This window comes from Amycolatopsis sp. NPDC004625, from assembly GCF_040609695.1.
Lineage (GTDB): Bacteria > Actinomycetota > Actinomycetes > Mycobacteriales > Pseudonocardiaceae > Amycolatopsis.
In genome coordinates, this window is record NZ_JBEXKX010000018.1 from 53560 (window position 1) to 77681 (window position 24122).

Annotated in this window: 17 protein-coding genes; 12 read left to right on the top strand and 5 right to left on the bottom strand. The window is 73.6% G+C overall.

Annotated features, from left to right (window positions below):
• Position 1 precedes the first annotated feature (1 nt).
• Positions 2-1183 carry a cytochrome P450 gene (locus ABZW17_RS22040; protein ID WP_354817008.1) on the bottom strand — a complete coding sequence of 394 codons (1182 nt, stop codon included), beginning with the start codon at positions 1181-1183 and terminating at the stop codon, positions 2-4.
• On the bottom strand, positions 1180-4194 hold the full coding sequence (locus ABZW17_RS22045) for an amino acid adenylation domain-containing protein (protein ID WP_354817011.1): 3015 nt from the start codon (positions 4192-4194) through the stop codon (positions 1180-1182). The genes ABZW17_RS22040 and ABZW17_RS22045 overlap by 4 nt, the downstream gene beginning before the upstream one ends.
• Before the next feature lie 113 nt (positions 4195-4307).
• Here ABZW17_RS22045 and ABZW17_RS22050 point away from each other — a divergent pair, with 113 nt between their 5' ends.
• From ABZW17_RS22050 to ABZW17_RS22070, 5 genes are read left to right on the top strand one after another with little or no spacing between them, the layout of a single operon-like run.
• Complete coding sequence (locus ABZW17_RS22050; protein WP_354817014.1) at positions 4308-7196, top strand: beta-ketoacyl synthase N-terminal-like domain-containing protein; 2889 nt, start codon at positions 4308-4310, stop codon at positions 7194-7196.
• 38 nt (positions 7197-7234) lie between these two features.
• On the top strand, positions 7235-9118 hold the full coding sequence (locus ABZW17_RS22055; RefSeq protein ID WP_354817017.1) for a non-ribosomal peptide synthetase: 1884 nt from the start codon (positions 7235-7237) through the stop codon (positions 9116-9118).
• Entirely contained in the window at positions 9115-9846 is a 732-nt protein-coding gene (locus ABZW17_RS22060; protein WP_354817020.1) for an alpha/beta fold hydrolase, read from the top strand. The genes ABZW17_RS22055 and ABZW17_RS22060 overlap by 4 nt, the downstream gene beginning before the upstream one ends.
• Positions 9847-9874: 28 nt before the next feature.
• Entirely contained in the window at positions 9875-11131 is a 1257-nt protein-coding gene (locus ABZW17_RS22065) for an ATP-grasp domain-containing protein (protein WP_354817022.1), read from the top strand.
• Positions 11128-12447 (top strand): ATP-grasp domain-containing protein, encoded by a 1320-nt coding sequence (locus ABZW17_RS22070; protein WP_354817025.1) that lies wholly within the window; start codon positions 11128-11130, stop codon positions 12445-12447. The genes ABZW17_RS22065 and ABZW17_RS22070 overlap by 4 nt, the downstream gene beginning before the upstream one ends.
• On the opposite strand, the gene ABZW17_RS22075 is transcribed toward ABZW17_RS22070, so the two are convergent.
• Positions 12345-13580, bottom strand: a complete 1236-nt coding sequence (locus ABZW17_RS22075) for an MFS transporter (RefSeq protein ID WP_354817028.1) — start codon at positions 13578-13580, stop codon at positions 12345-12347. The two genes, ABZW17_RS22070 and ABZW17_RS22075, sit on opposite strands and share 103 nt — an antisense overlap.
• 174 nt (positions 13581-13754) lie before the next feature.
• Here ABZW17_RS22075 and ABZW17_RS22080 point away from each other — a divergent pair, with 174 nt between their 5' ends.
• Positions 13755-14645 carry a TauD/TfdA family dioxygenase gene (locus ABZW17_RS22080; protein WP_354817031.1) on the top strand — a complete coding sequence of 297 codons (891 nt, stop codon included), beginning with the start codon at positions 13755-13757 and terminating at the stop codon, positions 14643-14645.
• 45 nt (positions 14646-14690) lie between these two features.
• Here the strand turns inward: ABZW17_RS22080 and ABZW17_RS22085 are convergent, their stop codons facing one another.
• Positions 14691-15989, bottom strand: a complete 1299-nt coding sequence (locus ABZW17_RS22085) for an amino acid deaminase (protein WP_354817034.1) — start codon at positions 15987-15989, stop codon at positions 14691-14693.
• Between the two features lie 93 nt (positions 15990-16082).
• On the opposite strand from ABZW17_RS22085, the gene ABZW17_RS22090 reads away from it, so the two are divergent.
• The 3 genes from ABZW17_RS22090 (at position 16083) to ABZW17_RS22100 (ending at position 18478) form a co-directional block, all read left to right on the top strand.
• Complete coding sequence (locus ABZW17_RS22090) at positions 16083-17003, top strand: TauD/TfdA family dioxygenase (RefSeq protein ID WP_354817037.1); 921 nt, start codon at positions 16083-16085, stop codon at positions 17001-17003.
• 84 nt (positions 17004-17087) lie between these two features.
• Positions 17088-18062 carry an alpha/beta hydrolase gene (locus ABZW17_RS22095; RefSeq protein ID WP_354817040.1) on the top strand — a complete coding sequence of 325 codons (975 nt, stop codon included), beginning with the start codon at positions 17088-17090 and terminating at the stop codon, positions 18060-18062.
• Between the two features lie 20 nt (positions 18063-18082).
• A complete protein-coding gene (locus ABZW17_RS22100; protein WP_354817043.1) occupies positions 18083-18478 on the top strand; it encodes a RidA family protein in 396 nt (131 codons plus the stop codon).
• Between the two features lie 3 nt (positions 18479-18481).
• Here the strand turns inward: ABZW17_RS22100 and ABZW17_RS22105 are convergent, their stop codons facing one another.
• Positions 18482-19696 (bottom strand): helix-turn-helix transcriptional regulator, encoded by a 1215-nt coding sequence (locus ABZW17_RS22105; RefSeq protein ID WP_354817046.1) that lies wholly within the window; start codon positions 19694-19696, stop codon positions 18482-18484.
• A 699-nt stretch (positions 19697-20395) separates the two neighbouring features.
• Here ABZW17_RS22105 and ABZW17_RS22110 point away from each other — a divergent pair.
• The 3 genes from ABZW17_RS22110 (at position 20396) to ABZW17_RS22120 (ending at position 24032) form a co-directional block, all read left to right on the top strand.
• The gene (locus ABZW17_RS22110; protein ID WP_354817049.1) at positions 20396-21541 is read left to right on the top strand and encodes a fatty acid desaturase family protein; all 1146 of its coding nucleotides are present in this window, start codon (positions 20396-20398) and stop codon (positions 21539-21541) included.
• Positions 21538-22671, top strand: coding sequence for an aminotransferase class V-fold PLP-dependent enzyme (locus ABZW17_RS22115; protein WP_354817052.1), 1134 nt, complete (start codon positions 21538-21540; stop codon positions 22669-22671). Before ABZW17_RS22110 ends, ABZW17_RS22115 begins: the two co-directional genes overlap by 4 nt.
• 383 nt (positions 22672-23054) lie before the next feature.
• On the top strand, positions 23055-24032 hold the full coding sequence (locus ABZW17_RS22120; RefSeq protein ID WP_354817055.1) for a trypsin-like serine protease: 978 nt from the start codon (positions 23055-23057) through the stop codon (positions 24030-24032).
• The last annotated feature ends 90 nt before the right edge of the window (positions 24033-24122 follow it).

Consider the following 24122-nt stretch of genomic DNA (forward strand, 5'->3'; position numbering starts at 1 on the left):
CCTACTTCCCGGTGAGCCGGATCGGCAGGGTCTCCGGGCCGCCCACGTTGATCGACGCCACCGGCCGCACCGGGCCGGTCAGCTCGAACTCCGCCACCGTGCCGAGGAACTCGCCGAACAGGATCCGCATCTGCGCACGCGCCAGCACCGCGCCGAGGCAGAAGTGCTCGCCGCCGCCGAAAGCCAGGTGGCGGTTGGGTTTGCGGGCCACGTCGAACCGGTCGGGGTGCGCGAAGACCGTCTCGTCGCGGTTGGCCGACGGCACCCACAGCACCACCCGGTCACCGGCCTCGATGCGGTGCCCGCCCAGCTCGACCGGGGCCGTCGCGGTGCGCATGCTGTGCGTCGCGCTCGACGTCCACCGCAGGATCTCTTCGACCGCGGTGGGCAGCAATCCCGGGTCGGCCACCAGCTTGGCCCATTGGCCGGGGTACCGGAGCAGGGCGAGGACGCCGCCCGCCAGGGCGAGGCGGCCGTTTTCCGTGGCGCCGACCAGGTTTTCGCAGTTGAGCAGGATCTCCTCTTCGGTGAGCAGCCGGTCGTCGATCGTCCCGCCGATGAGCATGCTCACCAGGTCGTCGCCCGGGTCCGTCATCCGCCGGTCCATCAGCGCGATGAAGTACCGCATCAGCTCCTGGTGCGCGGCCAGGGAAATGTGCGCCGCGAACGCCTCGTTCGTCCACCGGAAAAGTGCTTCGTGGTCCTCCTCGGGCACGCCCATCAGATGGCCGATGACGGAGATGGACAGCCGGCCCGCGATGTCGTGCACCACATCGCATTCGCCGCGTTCGAGCGCCCGGGCGAGGACGTCCTTGACGGCCCGCCGCATCGCCTCTTCCAGGCCGCGGACCGAACGCGCGGTGAACCAGTCGGCGACGACGGCCCGCAGCTGTTTGTGCCGCGGGGGATCGGTGAGGGCCAGCGTCATCCCGCCACCGGGGTCCTGGCCCAGCTCGGCCGGCCGCAGCAGCACCCCGTGGCGCGAACTGAACGTCCGCGGGTCGCGGTAGGCGGCGCGGACGTCGTCGTAGCGGGTCAGCGACCAGAACCCGGGCAGGTGACCGGGTTCGTGCCAGTGCACCGGGGCGTGCTCGCGCATCCACCGCCAGATCGCGGGGGCGTCGCCCGCGGCGTGGGTCCGCGGGTCAGCGAGGGCGTCGGGGTGTGCCGTGAGCGTCGTCATCGCGCCTGTCCTGAGCGGAGGGTGTGCGTGCGGTCGGCGAAGCGCTTGGCGATTTCCTGCGCGGTGACTTCCGGGACCGCTTCGGGCCGGAAGTGGACCGTCACCAGCAGGCCGCCGCCGGGCGCGGGCCACAGTTCGGTGTGCAGTTCCAGCGGAAGGTCGAGGTAAGGCTGACGCAGGAACGTCGTCCTCAGCCCGCTCAGCCGGAGCTCCGGAGCCGGGTTGTCCTGCAGCGCGAACACCGTCTGGAACAGCGGGTGCCGCTCGCCCGGCTGGACGCCGGCGACCCGCAGCAGCTCCGGGAACGGGACGTCCTGGGCGGCGAAGGCCCGTTCCGCGAGCCGCCCGACCGCGCGGACCGCGTCCGGCGTGATGCCGCGCAGGCGCAGGGCGAGCATCGTGATGTGACACCCGATGGCGCGTTCCAGGACCGGCGCGTCGCGCTGGACCACCGGCACGCCCACGACGAAGTCGTCCTGCCCGGTGACCTCGGCCAGGCTGGTGGCGTAGCAGGTCAGCAGGACGGCGAACCGGCTGACACCGGCCGTGGCGGCCACTGCGTCCACCCCGGCGACGACCGCGGCCGACAGCGGGATCTCCACCATGCAGCCGGCGGCGGGTTCGGTGGCGCCGGCCGGCCACCGCAGGTCGGGCGCGCCGGAGAATTCCTCGCGGAGGGAGGCGTGGTGCGCCGCGGAGCCTTCGAGGCGTGCGGCGTAGGCGCGGTACGCGTCCGCCAAGGTCACCGGGTCCGGGGTGGCGGTTGCCGAGCCGCGCGCGGCCTCGTAGCCGGCCGCCAGGTCGCGGGCGAGCACCGACTCCGACCGGCCGTCGAAGGCGATGTGGTGGACCAGGCAGCCGAACACGGCGACCGAACCGCCGTCCACTTCGGCCAGCGCGGTCCGCCAGACGTCACCGGCGGTCGGGTCGAGGGGCTCGGAAAGCAGTTCACGCAGGGCTTCGACGGCCGCCTCGACCCCGGGCTGGCGAGGCAGGTACTCCACTGGCGGCGGCTCGATGTCGACGACGTGCGCGGCCGGGTGCGGGTCGGGCAGGTACGCGGCGCGCAGCGGCTCGTGGCGCCGGTGGACCTCGGCGATGGCCGCTTCGAGCGCCGCGTGGTCGAGTTCGCCTTCGACGACCCAGGTGAGCAGGCAGTGCGAGGTCCGGTCGCCGGGGTCCCGCAGCTGCCGGGTCAGGAACACCAGCTGCATCGGCGTCAGCGGTGTCCCGGCGTCCGCCTCGGCCGGTCGGGGCGGCGTGGGCGGCCGGGACGAGCGGAGCCGGCCGGCGAGCGCGAGGGCCGTCGGGTGCTGGTAGAGCCGGGACACCGGGACCGCGCGGCCGAGCCGTCCGGTCAGCCGCGCGCACACCCGGCCGGCGTCGAGCGAGCCGCCGCCCAGGTCGGTGAACGGGACGTCGGCGGGCACGCCCGGCCGGCCGAGAACCGCGCCGAACGTCTCCGCCACCAGGCGGACGAGTGGATCTTCGTGCTCGTCCGCGGGTGCCACCTCGGCCGGTTCTCCGGCCATGGCCAGCAAGGCCCGTTCGTCGAGTTTGCCTTGGGACGTCACGGGAAAGACGTCGACGGCGATCAGCGCCGCGGGCCGGTGGTGGGGCAGCAGGGCGGCCCGCAGCGTCGCCATCGCCCCGTCCGGGACGGCGGGGGTGCAGAACGCCAGCAGCTCCCGGACGCTGCCGCCGTCGTCGCGGCGGGCCAGGACGCGGCAGGCGCGCACGGCCGGCAGCAGCCGCTCGAGCTGGCGTTCCACCTCGGCCGGTTCGACGCGGTGGCCGCGGATCTTGACCTGCCGGTCGGCGCGGCCGTGGAAATGCAGCAGGCCGGCGGTGTCCCACGCGCCCAGGTCGCCGGTCCGGTACAGCCGCCGCGTCCGGTCCCCGATCCGGACGGTGATGAACTTCGCGTCGGTGAGTTCGGGACGGCCGAGGTACCGCAGGGCCAGCCCGTCGCCCGCGAGGCAGATTTCGCCGGGCTCGCCGGCCGCGCAGGGGCGCACGCCGTCGAGCACGTGGACCTCGGTGCCCGGGACCGGCCGGCCGAGCGGGATCCCGCCGGGCCGGTCGCAGTCGGCCGGGGTGATGCGGTGGGTGGTGGCGAAGACCGTGCTTTCGACCGGCCCGTAGCCGTTGAGCAGCGTGATCGCGGGATGCCGGCGCAGGAACCGGGCCACGTGCCCGGGGGAGAGCCGTTCCCCGCCGATCATGAGCTGGCTCAGGCCGCGGAACGCCTCGGGTGATTCGTCGACGATCATGGAGAACAGGCTGCTGGTGAGCCAGACCGTGTCGACGCCGTGGCGGCTGATCCCGTCCTGCAGCGAGGCCGCCGACAGGAACGGCTCGTCGACGATCACGCTCGTCCCGCCGTTGAACAGCGCCGACCACAGTTCGAGGGAGAACGCGTCCCAGGGCGCCGGCGCGGCCAGCGGCATCACGGTGGCGGGGGAAAACCGCGCGAACGTGCCCGGCCGGAAAAGCCGGGCCGTCGCCCGGTGCGGGACCAGCACCCCCTTCGGCGTTCCCGTGGTGCCGGAGGTGAAGAAGACGCAGCACGGCGCCGAGCCGTCGACGGCGGCGGGCCGGAACGCAGGCGCCTCGGCGACCGGGCCGGACGGCGGTGTCCACGACGGCAGCCCGGGCAGCTCGACCCCGCCGGGCCGGGTCACCAGCAGCGGCGGGTCCAGCTGCCCGACGGCCTCGCGCAGGCGGTCCGCCGGCCACGCCGGGTCCAGCAGGGCGTAGGCCGCGCCGGTCTTCAGCACCGCCAGCAACGCGGTCACCAGCTCCACACCGCGCGGCAGGGTGATCGGGACCAGGTCGCCCGCTCCGGTGCCGAGGCTCGCCGCCCAGGCGTCGGCCGTGCGGTCCAGCTCGCCGTAGCCGACGGTGCGGCGCCCGGAAACCAGGGCGACGGCCTGTGGCCGGTCGCGTGCCGTGCGCGCCACGGCGTCGTGCAGGCCGGTCTCGGTCGTCCACTGTGGATCTGGCTGCACGTTCGCCCCTTCACCAGGTCGGATCCCCGCCAGCTGTTGCCAACAATTGTCAACAGCTTGCCAGTGATTGCCTAATGAGGCAACCTGGGGAAAGTTCCGACTCTGGGGGTGAGATGGCCCGCGATCGTTCCTTCGACATCGCCGTCACCGGCATGTCCGGCCGGTTTCCCGGCTCGGCGAGCATCACCGAGCTGTGGTCGGCGGTGACCTCGGGACAGGTGCTGACGACGACACTGGACCCGGCCGAGCTGGCCCGGGCCGGGGTCCCGGCCGCCGAGCTCGGCGACCCGGGTTACGTGCCCGTCCGCGGTCACCTGGCCGACGCCGACCGGTTCGACCACACGGTGTTCCGGTTCAGCGCCCGCGACGCCGAGCTGATGGACCCGCAGCACCGGCTGATGCTCGAGGCCGCGTGGGCGGCCCTCGAAGACGCCGGCCGGGCACCGCTGGGCGAGGGCCCGGTCACCGGCGTCTACGCCTCCGACAGCGGCAGCGGGTACCTGCGCGCCATGCTGTCGCGCGGCCCGCTCGAACCGCAGGTCCTCGACCAGGCGATCCACGGCACCGAGCCGGACTTCATCGCCAGCCTCATCGCCTACAAGCTCGACCTGACCGGCCCCGCCATCGGCGTGCGGACGGCCTGCTCGTCCTCGCTGGTCGGGCTGCACCTGGCGATCCAGGCCCTGCTCAACGGCGACTGCGACCAGGCCGTGGTGGCCGCCGCGGGCGTCGACTTCCCCCAGGCGGGGTACGTGCACGTCGACGGCGGCATCCAGTCCGCCTCCGGCGCCTGCCGCCCGTTCGACGCCGGGGCCGACGGCGTGCTCGCCGGCTCCGGCGTGGCGTGCGTGGTCCTGCGCCGCCTGGCCGACGCCCTCGACGACGGCATCCGGCCGCACGGGGTCATCCTCGGCAGCGCGGTCAACAACGACGGCGCGGCCAAGGCCGGGTACTACGCCCCTTCGCCGTCCGGGCAGCAGGCCGCGATCGAAGCCGCGTTGAGCGCGGCCGACGTCGACGCGGACTCCGTCGGCTACCTAGAAACCCACGGCACCGGCACGAAGGTCGGTGACCCCATCGAGTGGTCCGCCGCGTCGGCGGCCTACCGCGGCCGGGGAGCCGGCCCGCACCGGATCGCCGTCGGAGCGCTGAAGGGCAACACCGGCCACCTCGACGCCGCCGCCGGCCTCGCCGCGCTCATCAAGGCGCTGCTGGTGGTGGGCGAAGGGACCGTCCCGCCGGTCGGCGGGTTCACCCGGCTCAACCCGTTGCTGGAGACCGCCGATTCGCCCCTGTACGTGCCGGCCGGCCTCGAACCGTGGTCCGGCCCGGTGCCCCGGCGGGCCGGGGTCAGCTCGTTCGGCATCGGCGGCACCAACGTCCACGTGCTCGTCGAACAGGCCCCCGAGCCGCCGCCGGTCACGCGCCGGGAGGGCGACGCAAGCCGGCTGGTCCTGGTGTCGGCGGCCGACTCGGCCGCGCTGACCCGCGGAGTCGTGGCCCTGGGGGAGCACCTGGTCAAGGAGAACCCCGACCTCGCCGACGTCGCGCACACGCTCGCGGCGGGCCGGGCGATGCTGGCCGAACGCGCCGCCGTGACCGGCCGGACCAGCGCCGAGGTCGCCGGCCGCATCAGCGGCGGCGTGGGCGTCGTGCGCGGCCGCCGTCCCGCCGACGGGCCGCCGCCCACCGTCTTCGTGTTCCCCGGCCAGGGTGCCCAGCGACCGGGGATGGCCCGGCCGTTCGCCGAAGCGTTGCCGGGGTTCGGCGAACCGCTGGAGGACTGCCTGGCCGCCTTCCCGCCGGAACTGTCGGCGCGGGTGCGGGCCGCATTGTTCGACCCGGACTTCCCCGCGGCCGAGCTGGAAGCGACCGAGCTGGCCCAGCCCGCGCTGTTCGCCGTCGAACACGCGGCGGCCCGGGCGCTGACCGCGCTGGGGCTCACGCCCGCCGCGCTGCTCGGGCACAGCCTCGGCGAACTCACCGCCGCCTGCTGCGCGGGGGTCTTCGACCTGCCGGCCGCGGCGGCGTTCGTCGTGGCCCGTGGCCGGGCGATGCAGGCCTGCCCGCCCGGCGCCATGCTCGCCGTGGGCTGCGACGAAGCCACCGCGACGCAGCTGCTCGCGGAGTCCGGCTGCGCACTGGAACTGGCGGCGGTCAACTCGGCCGACTCCTGCGTGCTCGCCGGCACCGCCGCGGCGGCCGGGCAGTTCCGGGCGTGGCTGGGCGACCGCGTCTTCAGCAAGGAACTGCGGACGAGCCACGCGTTCCACTCCGCGCTCGTCGAGCCGGCCCTGCCGGGCCTGGCCGCGGCGCTGGACGGCGTCGTGCCGGGACGCCCGTCGGTGCCGTTCGCGGCGAACGCCACCGGCGAGCTCGTCCTGCCCGGCACCCGCGTCGACGCGGACCTGTTCGTGCGCCAGGCGCGGCAACCGGTCCGGTTCGCCCCGGCCGCCGAAGTGATCCGGACCCGGCTGCCCGGTGCGGTGTTCGTCGAAGTCGGCCCGGGCCAGGCGTTGTCGGCGATGCTCGACGCCGTCCCGCTGTCGCCGTCCCGCACCGCTCGCCCGGCCGAAGAGCTGCTGACCGCGCTCGGCACGCTGTGGACGCAGGGCCTGCCCCTCGACACCGCGCGGCTGTGCGCCGAGGGCGGCCTGGTCCACCTGCCGTCCTACGCCTTCGCCGGGCCGCGCTGGCTGGCCCCGGAGGTCGACGGCCCGCAGCCGGCCCCCGAGGACGTCCCCGCCCCGCCGGCGGCCCCCGAGCCGCCGGAGCCGGCCGCGCTGCTGGCCGGGCTGTGGGCGGAACTGCTCGGCGAACCCGACCTCACCGACGAGTCGGACTTCTTCCGGCTGGGCGGCGACTCCCTGCTGATCACGCAGCTGGCCCGCAAGGTCAAGCAGGAGCTCGGCGTCCAGGTCCCGTTGCGCGCCCTGCTCACCGGCCGGACCTTGGGCCGGCAGGCGGAGATCGTGCGCGCCCTGCTGAACCCGCCGGCGTGACCGGCCCGAGCTTCGGCCAACCAGTGGAGGAGATTCCTGTGGCATCCCCGCACCAGACCGACGACCGGGTCCGCCGGCCCGGCAGCAGCGGCACCCCGGTGCCCGAACTGGTCGCCCGCTTCGCCCGGACGCAGCCCGACCGGACGGCCGTGCGGAGCGGCGGCCACCGCGTCGGCTACCGGGCCCTGGACGCCTGGGCCGGCCGGATCGCGGCCCGGCTGGCCGCGGCGGGCGCCGGCCGGGGCAGCCGCGTCGCCGTCCTCGCCGAGCCGTCGGCGGCCATGGTGGCCGCGGCGCTCGGGGTCCTCCGGGCCGGCGCGGCCTACGTCCCCCTCGACCAGGCCCAGCCGGACGCGCGGATCGCCGCCGTGCTGGCCGACGCCCGGGTGGCCGCGGCCGTCGTGACCGGCGACCGGCTGGCCGGGAGCGGCCTTCCGCTGATCCGCGCGGACGAGGCGGCCGAGGGCGGGGAAGTCCCGTTGCCGCCGATCCCGGTCGGCGCGGCCGATCCCGCCTACCTGATCTACACCTCGGGCAGCACCGGCGAGCCGAAGGGCGTCCTGGTCGAGCACGGCCAGCTGACCGCGTCGACCGGGGCCCGGCACGCGGTGTACCCCGGTGCCCCGGTCTTCCTCCTGGTCTCGCCGCTGGCGTTCGACTCCTCGGTCGCCGGGCTGTGGGGCACGCTGACGGCCGGCGGCAGCGTGGTCGTCGCCCGCCCGGACGAGGTGCGCGACCCCGGACGGCTGCTCGCGCTCATCGAAGAGCACGCCGTCACGCGGATGCTGTGCGTGCCGTCCCTCTACCGCGTCCTGCTCGACGCGGCCGCCCGGCTCGGCGGACGCGGCCTGAGCACGCTCGACACCGTCATCGTCGCCGGCGAGCCGCTGCCGCAGTCCTTGGTGGACCGCCACTTCGCCGTCCACGCCGGTGCCGTCGCGCTCGTCAACGAGTACGGCCCCACCGAGGCGACGGTCTGGGCCAGCTACCGCCGGTTCGACGCGCCCGGCCCGGTGTCGATCGGCGGACCGGTGCCCGGAGCGCGCCTCTACGTGCTCGACGACCGGCGGCAGCCGGTGCCCGACGGGACGCAGGGCGAGCTGTACGTCGGCGGTGACGGCGTGGCCCGCGGCTACTTCGGCCGGCCGGACGCGACCGCCGCCGTGTTCGTCGAAGACCCCTTCGCCGGGGGTGACGGCGCCCGCATGTACCGCACCGGCGACATCGTGCGCCGCACCGCCGACGGCCTGCTCGAGTTCCTCGGCCGCCGGGACCACCAGGTGAAGATCCGCGGCCACCGCGTCGAACTCGGGGCCGTCGAAGCGGCTCTGCGGACGATAGCCGGGATCGACGACGCCGTCGTCGTGGCCGCGGGCGACCCGCCCGCGCTCACCGCGTTCGTCCTCGCCGCCGCCGCGGTCGACCCGGGTGCGGTGCGGACCGAGCTGACGGCCCGGCTGCCCGCGGCCGCCGTCCCGGGCCGGATCCGGCCGCTGGACCGCCTGCCGCAGACCGTCACCGGCAAGATCGACCGCAACGCGCTGCAGGCCGCGGCCGAGACCGCGCCGCCCGGTGCCGTTGCGGACGCCACCGCGGCCGGCGACACGGTCGGCAAGGTCGCGGCGGCCTGGGCCGAGGTCCTCGAACTGCCCGAGGTGCCGGTCGAGGTCAACTTCTTCGACCTCGGCGGCCATTCGCTCACCGTGTTCCAGCTGCAGGAGGCCCTGGAACGCCGGACCGGGATCCGGCCGTCGGTGGTCCAGCTCTTCCGCCACACCACGGTGTCCGAGCAGGCCGCGCTGATCCGGGACACCGGCACCCAGGACGGCCGGTCGCGGGCCGACGCCCGGCAGGCGGCCGCCCGGCGGGCCAACGCGGTCCGGGCCCGCCGGCAGCGCGTGAGCGGAGGTGCGGGGAAATGACCGAACGCCCCGACGTCTGGCTGCAGTGCACGGTCGTGCACGGCGAGCCGCGGCCGCGGCTCGTCTGCTTCCCGCACGCCGGCGGGTCGGCGTCGTTCTTCCGGGACTGGGGCCGGCACCTGGGCGACCTGGAGGTGCACGCCGTCCGCTACCCCGGCCGCGCCGAACGGCTCGACGAGCCGCCACCGGAGGACCTGGCCCGCCTCGGCCGCGAGATCGCCGAGGCGCTGCTGCCGCTGGCGGACCGGCCGATCGCGTTGTTCGGGCACAGCCTGGGGGCGGTGGTGGCGCTGGAGACGGCCCGCAGCCTCGAAGCGGCCGGGGTGCGCCCGGCCCACCTGTTCGCCTCCGGGGCCCGGCACGCGCCGTACCCGGGGCCACCGCCCGGGGAACTCGAGGACGACGACACCACCGCGAGCCGCTTGGCCGCGCTCGGCGGCACCGATCCCGAACTGGCGGCGGACCCGCTGTTCCAGGAGCTGGTGCTGCCCTACGTCCGCAGCGACGGCCGCATGTTCCACGCCTACGGCCACCGCCCCGAGCCGCTGCTGCGCTGCCCGGTGACGTCGATCGTCGGAGACGCCGACGTCGACGCCGACCGGCGGCCGTGGGCGGAGCTGACCGAGGGGACGTTCCGGGAGCGCAACGTCCGGGGGGACCACTTCTACCTCGTCGCCGAGCCGCCGTACCCCCTGGTGCGGGAGTGCCTCGGCCTCGCGACGCGCTAACCCCCACCAGCCCGAAACGAGGAAACACATGGCTGCCCCCACCGCGGTGATCGTCGACGGTTACTCGACCGGGAACTTCCTGCCGCCGGCCTTCCGCCGGCTCGGCACCGACGTCGTCCACGTCCGCAGCACGGCGGACCTGATGCCCTCGATGGCCCCGCCGGACCTGGACCGCTACCGGGCCGGCCTCGCGTGTCCCGGCGCGGCGGCGATCCCCGGCGTGGTGACGGCGCTGGCGGCCCACCGCCCGGTGGCGGTCGTGGCCGGCGCCGAGTCCGGCGTGCCGCTCGCCGACGCGCTCAGCGAGCGGCTCGGGCTGGCCACCAACGGTTCGCGCCTTTCGGCGGCCCGGCGGGACAAGTACGTGATGATCGAAACGCTGCGGGAAGCGGGCCTCCGCTGCGCCCGGCAGTGCGTGGCCACGTCGCCGGAGGAGATCGTCGCGTGGGCGGGGGAGACCGGCGGCTACCCGGTCGTGGTGAAGCCGCTCAGCTCGGCGTCCACCGAAGACGTCGCCATCTGCCGCACCGCCGGGGCGGCGGACCGGGCGGCGCGGGCGGTCCTGTCGGCCACGACCATGTTCGGCGAGCGCAACACCGCCGTGCTCGCGCAGTCGTTCCTGGCCGGCACCGAGTACATTGTGGACACCGTCAGCCGCGACGGGCGGCGGTACGTCTGCGGCGTCTGGGAATACGTCAAGACCACGACGGCGGCCGGGAAGCCGATCTACGACCGGGACGTGCTGCTCGACCCGGACCGCGCCCCGGTGCCCGAGCTGGTCGAGTACGTCGACGGCGTGCTGGGCGCGCTCGGCATCCGGCACGGTGCCGCCCACGCCGAAGTGATCATGACGCCGGAGGGGCCGGCGCTGGTCGAGATCGCCGCGCGGCTGAACGGGAACATGCACCCCGGCTTCCACGACCGCTGCCTCGGCGGCAACCAGGCCGACCTGACCGCGCTCGCCTTCGCGCGCCCGGAGGAGTTCACCGGCGGCGTCTACTCCCGCCGCTGCCACGCCGTCGTGCACAACACCAGCACGACGGCCGACGGTGTCGTCGAGTCCGTGGACCAGGCGGTCGTCGACGAGATCGCCGCGCTGCCCACCGTGCACGCGGTGAACGTCAAACTCGCCCCCGGCGCGCGGCTCCGCCCGACCGAGGACCTGCTGACGAGCCCGCTGCGGATCTTCCTGGCCGGCCCGGACCCGGCGTTGCTGGCCGCGGACCACAAGGCGATCAGCGACCTCAAGGACCGCGTCTACCGGCTGCGCGGGGTGGGAGCATGACGGGATTCCTGTTCCTCGGCGGTGCGGGCCCGGTCGCGTCGAGCCTGGACATCGCCACCGCGGCCCTGACCCAGGCGCGGGCCCGCGGCATCCGGTCCCACCTGACGAACTCCGAGGCCAACCTCGCGGCGACGGCCCGGGTCGCCGCCCTCGCCGACGCGGTTTCGGCCGTCGACCCGGAAGACGCGGCGGCGAGCGTGCGGTGGGTGCGGGAGCGGGACGAGCCGTTCGACGTCGTGCTCGGCCTGCGGGACACCGTGGTGCTGGCCGCGGCTTCGGCCGCGGCGGCGCTCGGCGCCCCGGGCAACCCGCCGGAGGTGGTGCGGCTCGTCCGGAACAAGGACGAGTGCCGGGCCGCGCTGGCGGCGGCCGGCTTCCGGCAACCCGCCGTCCGGTTGTGCACGTCCGTCGCCGACGCGGCCGCGTTCACGGCCGGGTCGGCGGGCCCGTGGGTGGTCAAGCCGCGGGACGCGATGGCCAGCATCGGGGTGCGGAAGGTGCACAGCGCCGCCGAACTGCCCGAGGCCGTGCGTCAGCTGCCCGATCCGGGGCTGTTCCTCGTCGAGGAGTTCGTGCCGGGGCCCGAATTCAGCGTGGAGGGCGTGTTCCTCGGCGGGAAACCCGAGGTCCTCGCGATCACCGCGAAGGAAACGCTGCCCCCGCCGTGGTTCGTGGAGGTGGGCCACGTGCTGCCCGCCGAGCTCCCGGGCGACACCCGGCGCGAGATCGAGCGACAGGTGACCGCGGCGCTCACCGCGCTGGGCCTGCGGTTCGGGATCTTCCACGTCGAGCTGTGGCTCACCGGCGGCGAGGTGGTGCTGGGCGAGGTCCACGGCCGCCCGGGCGGGGACTGGCTGCACCTGCTGCTGGCGCACGCCGTTCCGGGCCTCGAGCTGTTCGGCCTGATCTTCGACGACGTCCGCGGCCACCGCACCGGTCCGCTGCCGTCCCCGAGCCGCGCGGCGGCGGCGTACTTCCTCGCCCCGCCACCCGGGCGCCTGCTGGCGGTCCACGGCTGGGACGCCGTGACGACCCACCCCGGCGTGCTGCACGCGGAGCTGACGGTGGCCCCGGGCGCACTCATCGGCCCGATCCGGCAGTCGACCGACCGCGCGGGCGTCATCGTGGCGGGCGCGGACACGCCGGCCCGGGCGCGGGCGCTCGCGGTGGAGCTGACGTCGTCGGTCGAGTTCGTCGTCGACGGGGCCGCCGGTCAGTCCACTGTGGACCGGCGGCCGGTCAAGCAAGGCACCGCGGCCAGCCCGGCCACCACGGCGAGCGCGAGCCAGTACCACTGGCCGGCGCCGTGGTGGTAGCCGAGCAGGAACAGCGCGCCGCCGCACAGCGAACCGACTGCCTCGCCGCTCGTCCAGGCCACGGCCTGCAGGTTCGACGCGGCCAGCGCGGACGGCCCCGGGAGCCGGCTGAACGCCGTGCTCACCATCGGGGTGAACAGCATTTCCGCGACCGCGAACACCGCCATCGCCGCCGTGGCCGCCACCACGACCGGCAGCCCCAGGCCGAGCAGCAGCATCGCCACCCCGAACACCAGGGTGGCCAGCGCGAGGATCCGCGCCGGCCGCACGCCGGTGCGCAGGAACCGGTTGGCAACCACGGTGACCGGCGTCTGCAGCAGCGCGATGGCCACCGGCGGACCGGCGAGCAGCGCGCCGCGCAGCAGCGCCGAGTCCACCGCGAAGCCGACGAGCAGCGCGAACGCCGAGTAGAACTGCGCGTAGACGAACGCGCCGGCCACCGTGATCAGCGAGGTCCGGCGGGCCTCCCGGCCGCGCAGCGTCGCGAGCAGGTGCGAGGGGCCGCGGACCCGCTCGCGCAGGGCGTCCGACGGGCGGAGCCCGCGCGGGAGACCGGCCAGCAGCGTCACCCCGGCCAGGACGTAGGCGAGGGCGATCACCGCGAGCAGCGGCCGCGCGTCGCCCGCCACGTAGAGCACGCCGGCGGCGAACGGGCCCACCGCGGCCGCGGCGTTGGTGGCGATCTGCTGGATCGAGTAGATCGTGTTGCGCCCGGTCTCGCCGTCGACCACCTCGCGGACCAGGACCCGGACCAGGGTCGCGTGCACGCTGATGCCGAACGCGCCGACGAACAGCAGCGCCATCGTGAGCACGACGTGGTGGGTGTAGGGCAGCAACCCGAACCCCACGGCGGAACAGACCATGCTGGCGGGCAGGCTCACGACGTAGGGGAACTTCGGCAGCCACCGGGTGGCCGGCAGCGCGGCGAGCCCGGCGCAGAGCATGAAGCCGAACAGGCCGATGCCGGTGCCGGCCCAGGCCGCGCCGCCGCTGCCCGCGGCCAGCATGAGCGCCAGCACCGGCATCAGCGTGAACCGCCCGAAGCAGCACGCCAGGTAGTCCAGGGCCAGCGTTCTCCGCAACGCCGGTTCCCGTACCGCCGCGGCGGGTTTCCGTTCGATCGCCTGGTTCATCGGCCCTCCGCCACGATGACAACACACCGGCGCCGCCTTGGCAACGTCAGTCAATCACGGCGCCGCCGAATCTCGAATACGTGCAGCTAGAACACGTTGCCCGAGTTGGCAACCTGTGCCAGCATGAACGGTACCCCGAGACCAGACATCCGGAGCTCAGGAAAGGCGTGTCCCATGACCGAAACGCTCTCGACCGCCACCGACGTCGAGGTCAGCAGGCTGACCGGCCACATCGGTGCCGAGATCCGCGGTGTGGACGCCGGTGCGCCGCTCGGCGACGCCACCGTGGCCGCCATCCGGAAGGCGCTGCTGGAGCACAAGGTGGTCTTCCTGCGCGCCCAGCGGCTGGACTACGACAGCCAGGTCGCGTTCGCCGGGCGGTTCGGCGAGCTCACCCTGGGCCACCCGATCTACGGCGGCCCGGACGGCCGCCCGCACCTGCGGGCGATGGACTCGCGCGGCGAGGGCACCCGGGCCAACCACTGGCACACCGACCTGACCTACCTGGCGAAGCCGCCGTCGTTCGCCTTCCTGCACAACAAGGTCTGCCCGCCGGTGGGCGGCGACACGCTGTGGGCCAACACCGCGGCCGCGTACGCGAACCTGCCCGACGGTCTGCGCGCGCTGGCCGACGGGCTGCGGATCGTGCACTCCAACGACTGCGACTACACCGACGACACCTACAGCGACGGCGGCTACCGGACCAGCTACCTGACCGACATCTTCGAGGCGGAGCACCCCGCGGTCCGGGTGCACCCGGAAACCGGCGAGCGGTCGATCCTGATCGGCGGCTTCGCGCGCCGGGCGGTGGGCTTCACCCCGCAGGCCGGCCGCGACCTGATCCGCGTACTGCACGAGTACGCGACCAAGCCGGAGCACACGGTCCGGTGGCGGTGGCAGACCGGCGACCTCGCGATCTGGGACAACCAGACGACGATGCACTACGCGGTCCACGACTACGGCAGCGCGCACCGCCTCGGCGAGCGCGTGACCGTCACCGGGACCGTGCCCGCCGGGGTCGACGGCCGGCCGAGCGAGCACCTCCGCGGCGACGTGTCCTACTGACTCCGGCGGTGGTGGCAGGAGCGGATCGGCCCTGCCACCACCGCATCAGAAGTACGTGCGGACGAAGTCGACCACGGTTTCCCCGCGCACCACCGGGATGAGCGCCCACTTGTCGAACGCGGTGCAGGGGTAGGCCAGCCCGAGCCCCACCCAGTCGCCGGGCGCCACGCCGTGGCCCGGCGGCAGCGTGACGAAGGCGTGCTGGTCGTTCACCTGCTTGATCACGCAGTCCGGCAGCGGCCGGACGGTGCCGTCGGCGGTGCGCACGAGCTGCGGCTCCGGCGGCCAGGCGTCGAACGACAGGTCGCGTTTCCCCGCCGTCAGCAGGGCGAGGCCGGGCTCGGGCAGCGACGTCACGCGGGCCCACAGCCGCATCGCGGGCCGCAGCGAACCGGCTTCGCCGCGGGAGAACGGCGACATCCAGCGGTAGAACCCGTCGTCGTGCGTGACGTAGCAGCCGCTGCGCAGCACGGTGGTGACCGACAGCCCGGGCCACGGCCCGGCGAATACGTCGGCCACCCGGTCGAAGAAGCAGCTTCCCCCGGCGGTGACGAGGATTTCGCCGGTCTCGAACAGGCCTTCGCCGGCCAGCGTGATCGTCAGTTCGCGCATGCGCTGCAGGAACTCGTCGATCACCGCGAGGCTGTGCGGCGAGGGGTCGTTGACCAGGACGCCTTCGTAGCCGCCGACGCCGACCAGGCGCAGCAGGGGACTGGCGGCCACCGCCCGCGCCACCACGAGCGCGTCCTCGATCGACCGCGCCCCGGAGCGGCCCGCGGTCCGGCCCAGCTCGACCAGCACGTCGACCGGCCGGGCGCCGATCTCGCGCAGCGACTCCTCCATCCGCGCGACGACCGCCACGGAGTCGACGAAGCTCGCAAAGGAAAACCCGGGATCGGCGGCGCGTTCCCGGTCGACCCACCGCAGGGCCGCGGCGTCGACGAGCTGGTTCGCGAACAGGACGCGGGACACCCCGAACGCGCGGTACACCCGCAGCTGGGCCGCGTTGGCCGCGGTCAGCCCCCACGCGCCCGCGGCGAGTTGCCGGGCCCAGAGCTGGGGCGCCATCGTGGTCTTGGCGTGCGGCGCGAGCTCGACGCCGCGCCGGGCGCACCATTTGGCCATCGTGGTGATGTTGTGGTCGAGGGCGGTCTCGTCGAGGGTGAGCACCGGCCCGAGGAACCCGTCGCCGAACAGGTTCAGCCGCCGTCCGGCGGCGGCCCCGATCGTGTCGCCCTCCAGCGCCACGGGGAGCCCCTTGAACCTCCAGTCGATCCGTTCGTCCCGGATCGCCGCCACCTTCTCGGTGTCGATCATCAGCACGTCCTCGATCTCGTCGTCCATCGGCGGATTTTCCAGAATGTTGCCATTGTAGGCAATATCTGGCAACGTGGGTTGCGTCCCCCGGGAGCGGCCCGATCGGAAAGGTGCACGAACATGACCGAACTCATGGCGCCCGCGAGTTCCGTCGGCGTGGATGTCCGGCAAGTCACCGGCAACATCGGCGCCGAGATCCACGGCGTGGACGCGGCGGCGGAGCTGAGCGACGAGGTGGTCGCCGGGCTCCGGTCGGCGCTCCTGACGCACAAGGTGATCTTCCTGCGCAACCAGCAGCTCGACTACGACGGGCTGGTCGCCTTCGGCCGGAGGCTGGGCAACCTGACCCTCGGGCACCCGATCTACGGCGGCCCGGAAGGCCGGCCCCTGCTGCGCGAGATGGATTCCCGCGGCGAGGGAACGCGCGCGAACTACTGGCACGTCGACTTCTCCTACATGGAGAACCCGCCCGCGTTCGCCATCCTGCACAACGTGGTCTGCCCGCCGGTGGGCGGCGACACGCTCTTCGCGAACACGGCCGCGGCCTACCAGGGGCTGCCCGAAGGGCTGCGGGCGCTCGCCGACACCCTGCGGGTCATCCACTGCAACGACTCGGACTTCACCGACGCCACCTACTCCGGCACGGCGAAGTCCCACTTCGTCAACAACGTCTTCGCTTCCGAACACCCCGCCGTCCGGGTGCACCCCGAGACGGGGGAGCGCGCGCTGCTGCTGGGCGGGTTCGCCCGCCGCGTCGCCGGGTACGGCCCGCAGGCCGGGCGGGACCTGCTGCGGACGCTGATGGAGTACGCCACCAAGCCCGAGTACACCGTCCGGTGGCGGTGGCAGGTCGGCGACCTGCTCGTCTGGGACAACCAGGCGACCATGCACTACGCGGTCCGCGACTACGGCGACCAGCACCGCCGCGGCGAGCGGGTGACCGTCGCCGGCACCACGACCGCCGGCGTCGACGGCCGGCCCGGCGTCTCCGTCCAGGGAGACACCGAGGAGTTCACCAAGGGCGCCGGCGCGAGCATGTGACACCGGGCCGCGGGTGCCCGCCCGGCCCCCGCGGCCCGTCCACTCCCGGCGCGGCCGTCCGCGCCCCAGCACCGGAGCGACACTGTGACCACATCGGACACCCCGGTGCCGCCGTTCGAGCCCGAGCTCGACGCGCCGCTGCGCGCGATCCTCGACGGCCGCCCGTCCCTGACCCCCGAACTGATCCCGGACCGGCGGGCCGCGAGCAAGGCGGCGAGCCTGTCCGACGCCGAAATCCGCCGCGGCGGGGCTTTCACGACGGCCGAACGGCTGGTGCCCGGGCCGCACGGCGACGTCCCGCTGCTGCTGTGCCTGCCGGCCACCGGCCCGGGGCCGCACCCGGTCGTCTACCACACCCACGGCGGCGGCATGGTCGCCGGCCACCCGCGCAGCAGCGAGCTGGTGGGCGAACTCGACCGGGCGCAGGCGACCGGCTGCGCGGTCGTCGCGGTCGACTACCGGCTCGCGCCCGAGCACCCGGACCCGATCCCGGTCGAAGACTGCTACACCGGCCTGGTCTGGCTGGCCGCGAACGCCGCGGAGCTCGGCCTCGATCCGACGCGGATCATCGTCAGCGGCAACAGCGCGGGCGGGGCACTGGCCGCCGGCCTGGCGCTGCTGGCCCGCGACCGCGGCGGCCCGGCGCTGCTGGGGCAGTTCCTGCAGTTCCCCATGCTGGACGACCGCTGCGCTTCGCCGTCGGCGGTCCGGATGGAGACCGTCGGGATGTGGGACGGCCGCTCCAACCGGACCGGGTGGACCGCGCTGCTCGGCGAGCGCCGGGGCACCGGCGAGGTCTCGCCCTACGCCGCGCCCGCGCGGGCCACGGACCTCTCCGGCCTGCCACCGGCCTACCTCGAGGTGGGCTCGGTCGAGGCGTTGCGCGACGAAGGCGTCGAGTTCGCCACCCGGCTGTGGCGCGCGGGCGGGCGCGCCGAGCTGCACGTCTGGTCCGGTGCGTTCCACAGCTTCGACGAGTGGGTGCCCGACGCCCGGATCTCCCGGACCGCCCACCACACCCGCGTCGGCTGGCTGCGCCGGCTGCTGGCCACCCGCTGACTTCCGCCGAGGAGACGACCATGGCGCTCACCCGCATCGCCGAGCCCGACGGCGTGTTCCCCAGCGACGGCTACCACCACGTCGTGCTGGGCACCGGCCGGGTGATCGCCCTCGCCGGGCAGCTGCCGTTCGCGGCCGACGGCACGTTCGTCGGCGCCGGCGACCCCGCCGCCCAGGCCCGCCAGGTGTTCGGGAACATGCGTGGCTGCCTGGCGGCCGCGGGGGCGGGGTTCGCCGACGTCATCCGGCTCAACTACTACCTCACCGACATCGCGCACGCGCCGGCCGTGCTCGCCGTGCGCGACGAGTTCTTCGACCCGGCCCGCCTCCCGGCGAGCACGGTCGTGCAGGTCGTGGCCCTGTACCGGCCGGACCTCCTGATGGAGATCGACGCGCTGGCGATCGTTGCGCCGTGAGGTTCAGACCTGCGCCTCGCGCATGTTGGCCAGTATCTCGGCCACGCTCCGCCAGATGTCCGCCGCGAGGTCGACGTTGTGCTGCTCCTGGGCCTGCTGGGCGAGTTCCTTCAGCTTCAGGACCCCGCTTTCGGCCTGCCCGTCCAGGATGGCCAGCTTGCTCTGCAGGGCCTCCAGCCGGATCCGGTCGCGGAAGGACAGCCACATGCCCATGGCCTCCGCTTCGGCGCACAGCTCCCGCGCGGTGGCCAGGTCGCCCTCGTCGTAGGCCAGGTGGGCCCGCAGCGAGAGGGCCTGCTGCCGGTGCAGTTCGGTGCCGATCAGGTCGAGGACCGGGCCGATCTCGTCGAGCCGCTGCCGCGCCTGCCCGGTCTGCGGGGGAGTGACCTGCAGGTACAGCGACGCCGCGGCCAGCCGCAGGCGCATCCACAGGTGCAGGTCCTCGCGGCTGTCCAGGCTTTCCAGCGCCCGCTCGAGCGCGTCCCGGGCCTCGGCGTGCGCGCCGCGGCGGATGCAGACCGTCGCCGAGGCCCACAGGGCCTTCGTGTACGCGCTGCCGCCGCCGGCCTCGGTGAGCTTGCACAGGTCGTCGGCGTGCGCGCTGGCCTCGGCCAGCCGGCCGCCTTCGGCTTCCGCGGACACCAGCTCGTGCAGCGCGGCGACCCGGTCGGACACCGACAGCGTGGTGGTCAGCTCGACGGCCTTGGCGGCGTAGTCGCGCGCCTGGTCGATGTCACCGAGGATGCGCACGCACCGGGCGAGCCGGGTGGCCACCCTGGCCTGCAGTTCCGGCGCGGCCAGCCGGTCGCTGAGGTCCGTCAGCTCGAGCAGCAGCGCGTGCTCGTCCTCGTGCCGCCCCTGCGTGTCGCGCATCCTGGCCAGCAGCCACAGCGCCTGCCAGCGCAGGGCGGGGGCCTGCTCGCCGTCGGACTGCAGCGCCTCGACCAGCAGTTCGGTGAGGTCCGCTTCGGAGGCGGAGGTCACCGACGCGAGCACCTGGGCCAGCGAGGACGCCTGCTCGCTCTCGAACGCCGACAGGGGCAGGCCCAGCCGCTCGCTCAGGTGGGCGATCACGCGGGCCGTCGGCGGCCGGGCACCGGACTCCAGGCGCGACAGGTAGCCGGTCGAAATCGTGCCACCGGCGAGGTCGGCCTGGGAGAGGCCGCTGGCCAGCCGGAGGGCCCTCAGTCGCTGCCCGAAATCGGGCTGTTTCAGCATTTGAACCTCGAGGCTGTTCGCTAGGGCCGGGCGCGGGAGCGTCGGCGGGGGGTCGTTCCCTGTATTGTGCCTACCCGGGCAACCATTGGCAAACCCCGGCGACGCACGGCATGTCGGCCGGGCGTCGGAGCCACGTCCCCTCGGGGCGGCGTCCAGGCTACGCGGTCCTCGTCCGCTTCGCCGGATGAACGGATCGCCGCAGGTGCGGGGCCCCTGGTGGTCACGGAACGCGGTGGTCAGAAGTTCGCCGGTTCGGGCTGCAACCCGGTATTGCCAAACTTTGCCAGCCGTCGTAGTGTGGGTTCGTGGCTTTCGTGGCTATTTGCCAGGGGTGAATCTCACAAGATCACGTCGGGGGATGTTCTTCAATCATGGTCTGCTCTCGGATAGACATTCGTTCCGGTTTCGCGTGCCCATCGTCGTCGTTCGACGGCCTGTCGACGGCCCGGCTCCGCTCGCCTTCGGGCGGTGGTTCCGATTCGGACTCCGACATCGACTGGCCCTCCTGACCGGCCGGTTTCCGCATAACGGGGAAAATTCCGCTCCACCATTCCAAGCGCCATCGCCGTGGCCGCCGGTGTCCCGGCCCGGCATCGGCCGCCGAGGCCGGTGCCCGGCCGCGCGCCGGCGCCAGAGCCGCAGCGCGCCGGGGGTTCCCGGGGAACGCCGGTGTGCTGCCCTTGTCCAGAGGAAGGCCCGATGTCCTCCGCGTTCGCTGACCAGCCCGCCCATCTCGACTTCGATTTCAGCAGGCTTTCCCCGCAAATCCGGCGGCGGCTCCGCGAGCTGTGCAGGACCGACAATTACCACGCCGTGCTGGGCCTGCTGTTCGATTACGCCGTCATCGCCGCCGCGGTCTTCCTGTGCGTCGGGGTGTCCTGGTGGTGTTATCCCGTCTCGCTCGTCCTCATCGGCTCGACGCAGCGCGCACTGGTCAACATCCTGCACGAAGCGTCGCACAAGGTGCTCGCGCGCAACCCGGCGCTGAACCTGCTGCTGGGCACGGTGTTCTCCGCGCACCTGGTCTTCCACCTGTACAACCCGTACCGCAGTTCGCACATCGGGCTGCACCACCGCAACCTGGGGGACGAGGAACGCGACCCGGACTACAGCTTCCACCGCGAGGTCGGCATCTACGACCCCCGCACGTCGAACCGCACGTTCTTCCTCCGCAACATCCTGTTCGCGGTGGCCGGCCTGCGGACCCTCGAATACGTGCGGTACGTCGTCGAAGACCGGGTGCTGTTCAAGCAGGAACAGGTGACGGTGTCGATGCCGGTCAGCCTGCGCGCCGAACGCTGGATCCTGGCCGGTTTGTGGGCCGTGCTCCTCACGTTCCTGGCCGTCGGCGGCTTCCTTCTGGAATTCGTGCTGCTGTGGATCGTCCCGCTGTTCACGACCGCCATCGCCATCGGCTGGCTGTCGGAACTGGCCGAGCACTACCCCCTTCCGGAGAGCGAAGACCGGCAGATCCTGATGACCCGCAACCGGCACGGCTGGGCGGTGGAGCGCTTCCTGCTCGGCCGGCACAACGACAACTTCCACCTGGTGCACCACCTCAACACCGGGGTGCCGTTCTGGAACATGAAGAAGGCGCACGAAGTGCTGCTGGGCGACCGCGCCTACGCCCGCTGGGACGCGTTGTGGGCCGGAATCGTCACCCGCACCCGGAAGGAACGGGGCAAGGAGACGCTGATCAGTTACGCGGCCAAGTACCGCGATTGGCGGCGCGCCGGCGGGGATCCGCGGACCGCGGACCGCAGTTTCGCCGAAATGGCCGCGCTGGCGGCGATGCGGGGCGCCCGGTCCGGCGGCGCCGGGGACCCGGCGTCCGGGCGTTCGTGAGCGGGCGGCGCATCCACTTCAACACCGCGGGCGCGGGTGTCCCGGCCCCCGCGGTGCCCCGCGTGATGGCCGCCTACCTGGCGCTCGAAGCCGAACTGGGCCCGTACGAAGCCGAGGCGGTGCACGACGCCGACCTGACGAGCACCGTGTACGCGCGGCTCGCGCAGCTGGTGGGCGCGCGCCCCGGGGAGATCGCCTTGTTCGGCAGCGCGACCGACGCCTGGTGCCGGGTGGTGGACCGGGTGCGCGTGCCGGCCGGCAGCCGGATCTGGCTGACGCCCTACGAATACGCCGGCAACCTGATCGCGCTGCAGCAGCTGGCCCGCCGCCGCCGGTGCACGCTGGAGGTCGTCCCGCTCGGCCCGGACGGCGAACTCGACCTCGAATGGATGCGCACCCACCTCGACGACCGGGTCGCGCTCGTCTCGGTCGTGCACATGCCCTCGGGCGCCGGGGTGGTGCTGCCGGTCGAGCGGATCGGCGCGGTGCTGGCGGGTTCGGCGGCGGTCTACGTGGTGGACGCGTGCCAGACCGTCGGCCAGCGCCGGGTCGACGTCGGGGCGATCGGCTGCCACGCGCTGACCGCGGCCGGCCGCAAGTTCCTGCGCGGGCCGCGGGGCAGCGGATTCGCCTACGTGCGCCCGGATCTGCAGGACCGGCTGGCGCCCGGGTTCGCCGACCTGCACGTCGCCGACGTCGAGTCCCTGCACAGCTTCCGCCTCACGGACCCGACGGCGGCGCGCCTGGAAACGGCCGAACGCAGCAACGCGGTCACCCTGGGCCTGCTGGCCGCGGCCGAGCACGCGCTGGCCCACCCGGGCGGCCCGGCCCCCGAGGTGATCGACGCCCTGCACGACGTGGTGGCCGGGACGCCGGGCGCCCGGGTGCTGGGCCCGCCGGGCAGCCGCACGCCGATCGTCTCGTTCCGGCACGAAAGCGTGCCGGCGGACCGGATCCGCGCGGTGCTCGCCGAGGACGGCGTGACCGGCTGGGTGGCACTGGGCTCGCACACGCCGCTGTACCTGGCGGCCGCCGGGGTGGACCGGTTCGTGCGGATGTCGGCCCACCACCACAACACTGTCGGTGACGTCGAGGTGTTCGGCCGCGCGTTGCGCCGGGCGGTGGGCTGACCGCTCCGCCGGCGCCGCGTGCCGCTCGGGCGGGAAAGCCTGCCCGGCCGGGCATTGACGGCCCCGCGGCCGCCTTGGTAGCCGAGCGCACCGCGCCATAGCCCGGTCGTGCGCCGGCGCTGGGCCGGCCGGAGCAATCCGCGGCGGTAAGTTTCACGGTTCTTTCCCGGCGTGCAGGCGGAAAAGAATCATGAATGTTCCGGGTGTCCATTTCCCTTGACGGCACTTCGGGAGCACGGAACACTGTGTGACGGCCCCGAACTGCCGCCAGTTTTGCGGGGTTGCCGGGTCGCCGATCATGGGGGATCGGAATCCGATCACATTTACCGTGCACCCGTTTTCGCGATACCGGCTTTGGTGTGCATTCATCCGGAGGAGGACATATGGGAATCCGCGCTTTGCGGCTGAAAACACTGCTGGCTTCGGCCGGCCTGGTGGCCGGCGCCGTGCTGGTCGCCGCGCCGGCCGCGTCCGCCGCGGCGGCGGACGGCGTCGTGCAGTCCCCGCAGGCCGACCGGTTCGCCCAGGAGCAGGCGGGCAAGTTCTGGACGCCGGAGCGGCTGCGCAGCGCCAGACCCGTCGCCCAGGACGCCCCGAAGGTGGCGGCGCAGCCCCGGTCGGCTTCGCCGGTGCTGACCCCGGGCGGTGACCAGTTTGGCAACGCGCAGCTGGCCCGGCCGTACACGTCGGACTTCAAGACCCGGGTGACCGGGAAGATCTTCTTCGTCAACCCCCGGGACAACCTCACCTACGTCTGCTCCGGCTCGGTGATCAACTCCACCGGCAAGAGCGTGGTCGCCACCGCGGCCCACTGCGTGTTCCAGGGCGCCGCCAACCAGCAGCTCTGGAGCCAGAACCTCATCTTCATCCCCTCCTACGACAACAACAGCCGTCCGCTGGGCACCTGGAACGCGGCGACGTTCTGGATCCCGACGACCTACTTCAACCACGGCAACGACGGCGTCACCCACGAGGACGACGTCGCGACCGTGGCGATCGCCGCGCAGGGCGCCAACAAGATCACCAACGTGGTGGGCGGCCTCGGCTGGCTGTCGAACAACTCCGGCGTGATCAACGGCTGGGACACCCACGGCTACCCGCAGGAGATGTACGGCGGCCAGAACCAGCTGCACTGCATCGGCAACGGCCGGGACGTCGGTGGCTTCAACGGCGACACCTACCTGTTCACGAACAACTGCGTCGCCTTCGGCGGCTGGAGCGGCGGCCCGGTGATCAACGGCAGCAACCAGCTGCTCGCGGTCACCTCCGGCAGCGACCGGTCCACGAACTCGTTCTACGCGCGTGCCGCGTCGAACACGTGGGTCCCGGTGCTCAACGCCGCCCAGGCGGCCGGTTTCTGACCGGGGTTCGACCCAGCGCGCCCGCCGGAGCCGTTCTCCGGCGGGCGCGCCTTTTCCCCACCTTCTTCGAGATCAATTTCCCATTGCGAC

Coding starts and splice junctions, on each gene's coding strand:
- ABZW17_RS22110 (WP_354817049.1), top strand. CDS start 20,396: ATGTCCTCCGCGTTCGCTGACCAGCCCGCCCATCTCGACTTCGATTTC.
- ABZW17_RS22040 (WP_354817008.1), bottom strand. CDS start 1,183: ATGACGACGCTCACGGCACACCCCGACGCCCTCGCTGACCCGCGGACC.
- ABZW17_RS22090 (WP_354817037.1), top strand. CDS start 16,083: ATGACCGAACTCATGGCGCCCGCGAGTTCCGTCGGCGTGGATGTCCGG.
- ABZW17_RS22085 (WP_354817034.1), bottom strand. CDS start 15,989: ATGGACGACGAGATCGAGGACGTGCTGATGATCGACACCGAGAAGGTG.
- ABZW17_RS22075 (WP_354817028.1), bottom strand. CDS start 13,580: ATGAACCAGGCGATCGAACGGAAACCCGCCGCGGCGGTACGGGAACCG.
- ABZW17_RS22070 (WP_354817025.1), top strand. CDS start 11,128: ATGACGGGATTCCTGTTCCTCGGCGGTGCGGGCCCGGTCGCGTCGAGC.
- ABZW17_RS22080 (WP_354817031.1), top strand. CDS start 13,755: ATGACCGAAACGCTCTCGACCGCCACCGACGTCGAGGTCAGCAGGCTG.
- ABZW17_RS22065 (WP_354817022.1), top strand. CDS start 9,875: ATGGCTGCCCCCACCGCGGTGATCGTCGACGGTTACTCGACCGGGAAC.
- ABZW17_RS22120 (WP_354817055.1), top strand. CDS start 23,055: ATGGGAATCCGCGCTTTGCGGCTGAAAACACTGCTGGCTTCGGCCGGC.
- ABZW17_RS22060 (WP_354817020.1), top strand. CDS start 9,115: ATGACCGAACGCCCCGACGTCTGGCTGCAGTGCACGGTCGTGCACGGC.
- ABZW17_RS22105 (WP_354817046.1), bottom strand. CDS start 19,696: ATGCTGAAACAGCCCGATTTCGGGCAGCGACTGAGGGCCCTCCGGCTG.
- ABZW17_RS22050 (WP_354817014.1), top strand. CDS start 4,308: ATGGCCCGCGATCGTTCCTTCGACATCGCCGTCACCGGCATGTCCGGC.
- ABZW17_RS22100 (WP_354817043.1), top strand. CDS start 18,083: ATGGCGCTCACCCGCATCGCCGAGCCCGACGGCGTGTTCCCCAGCGAC.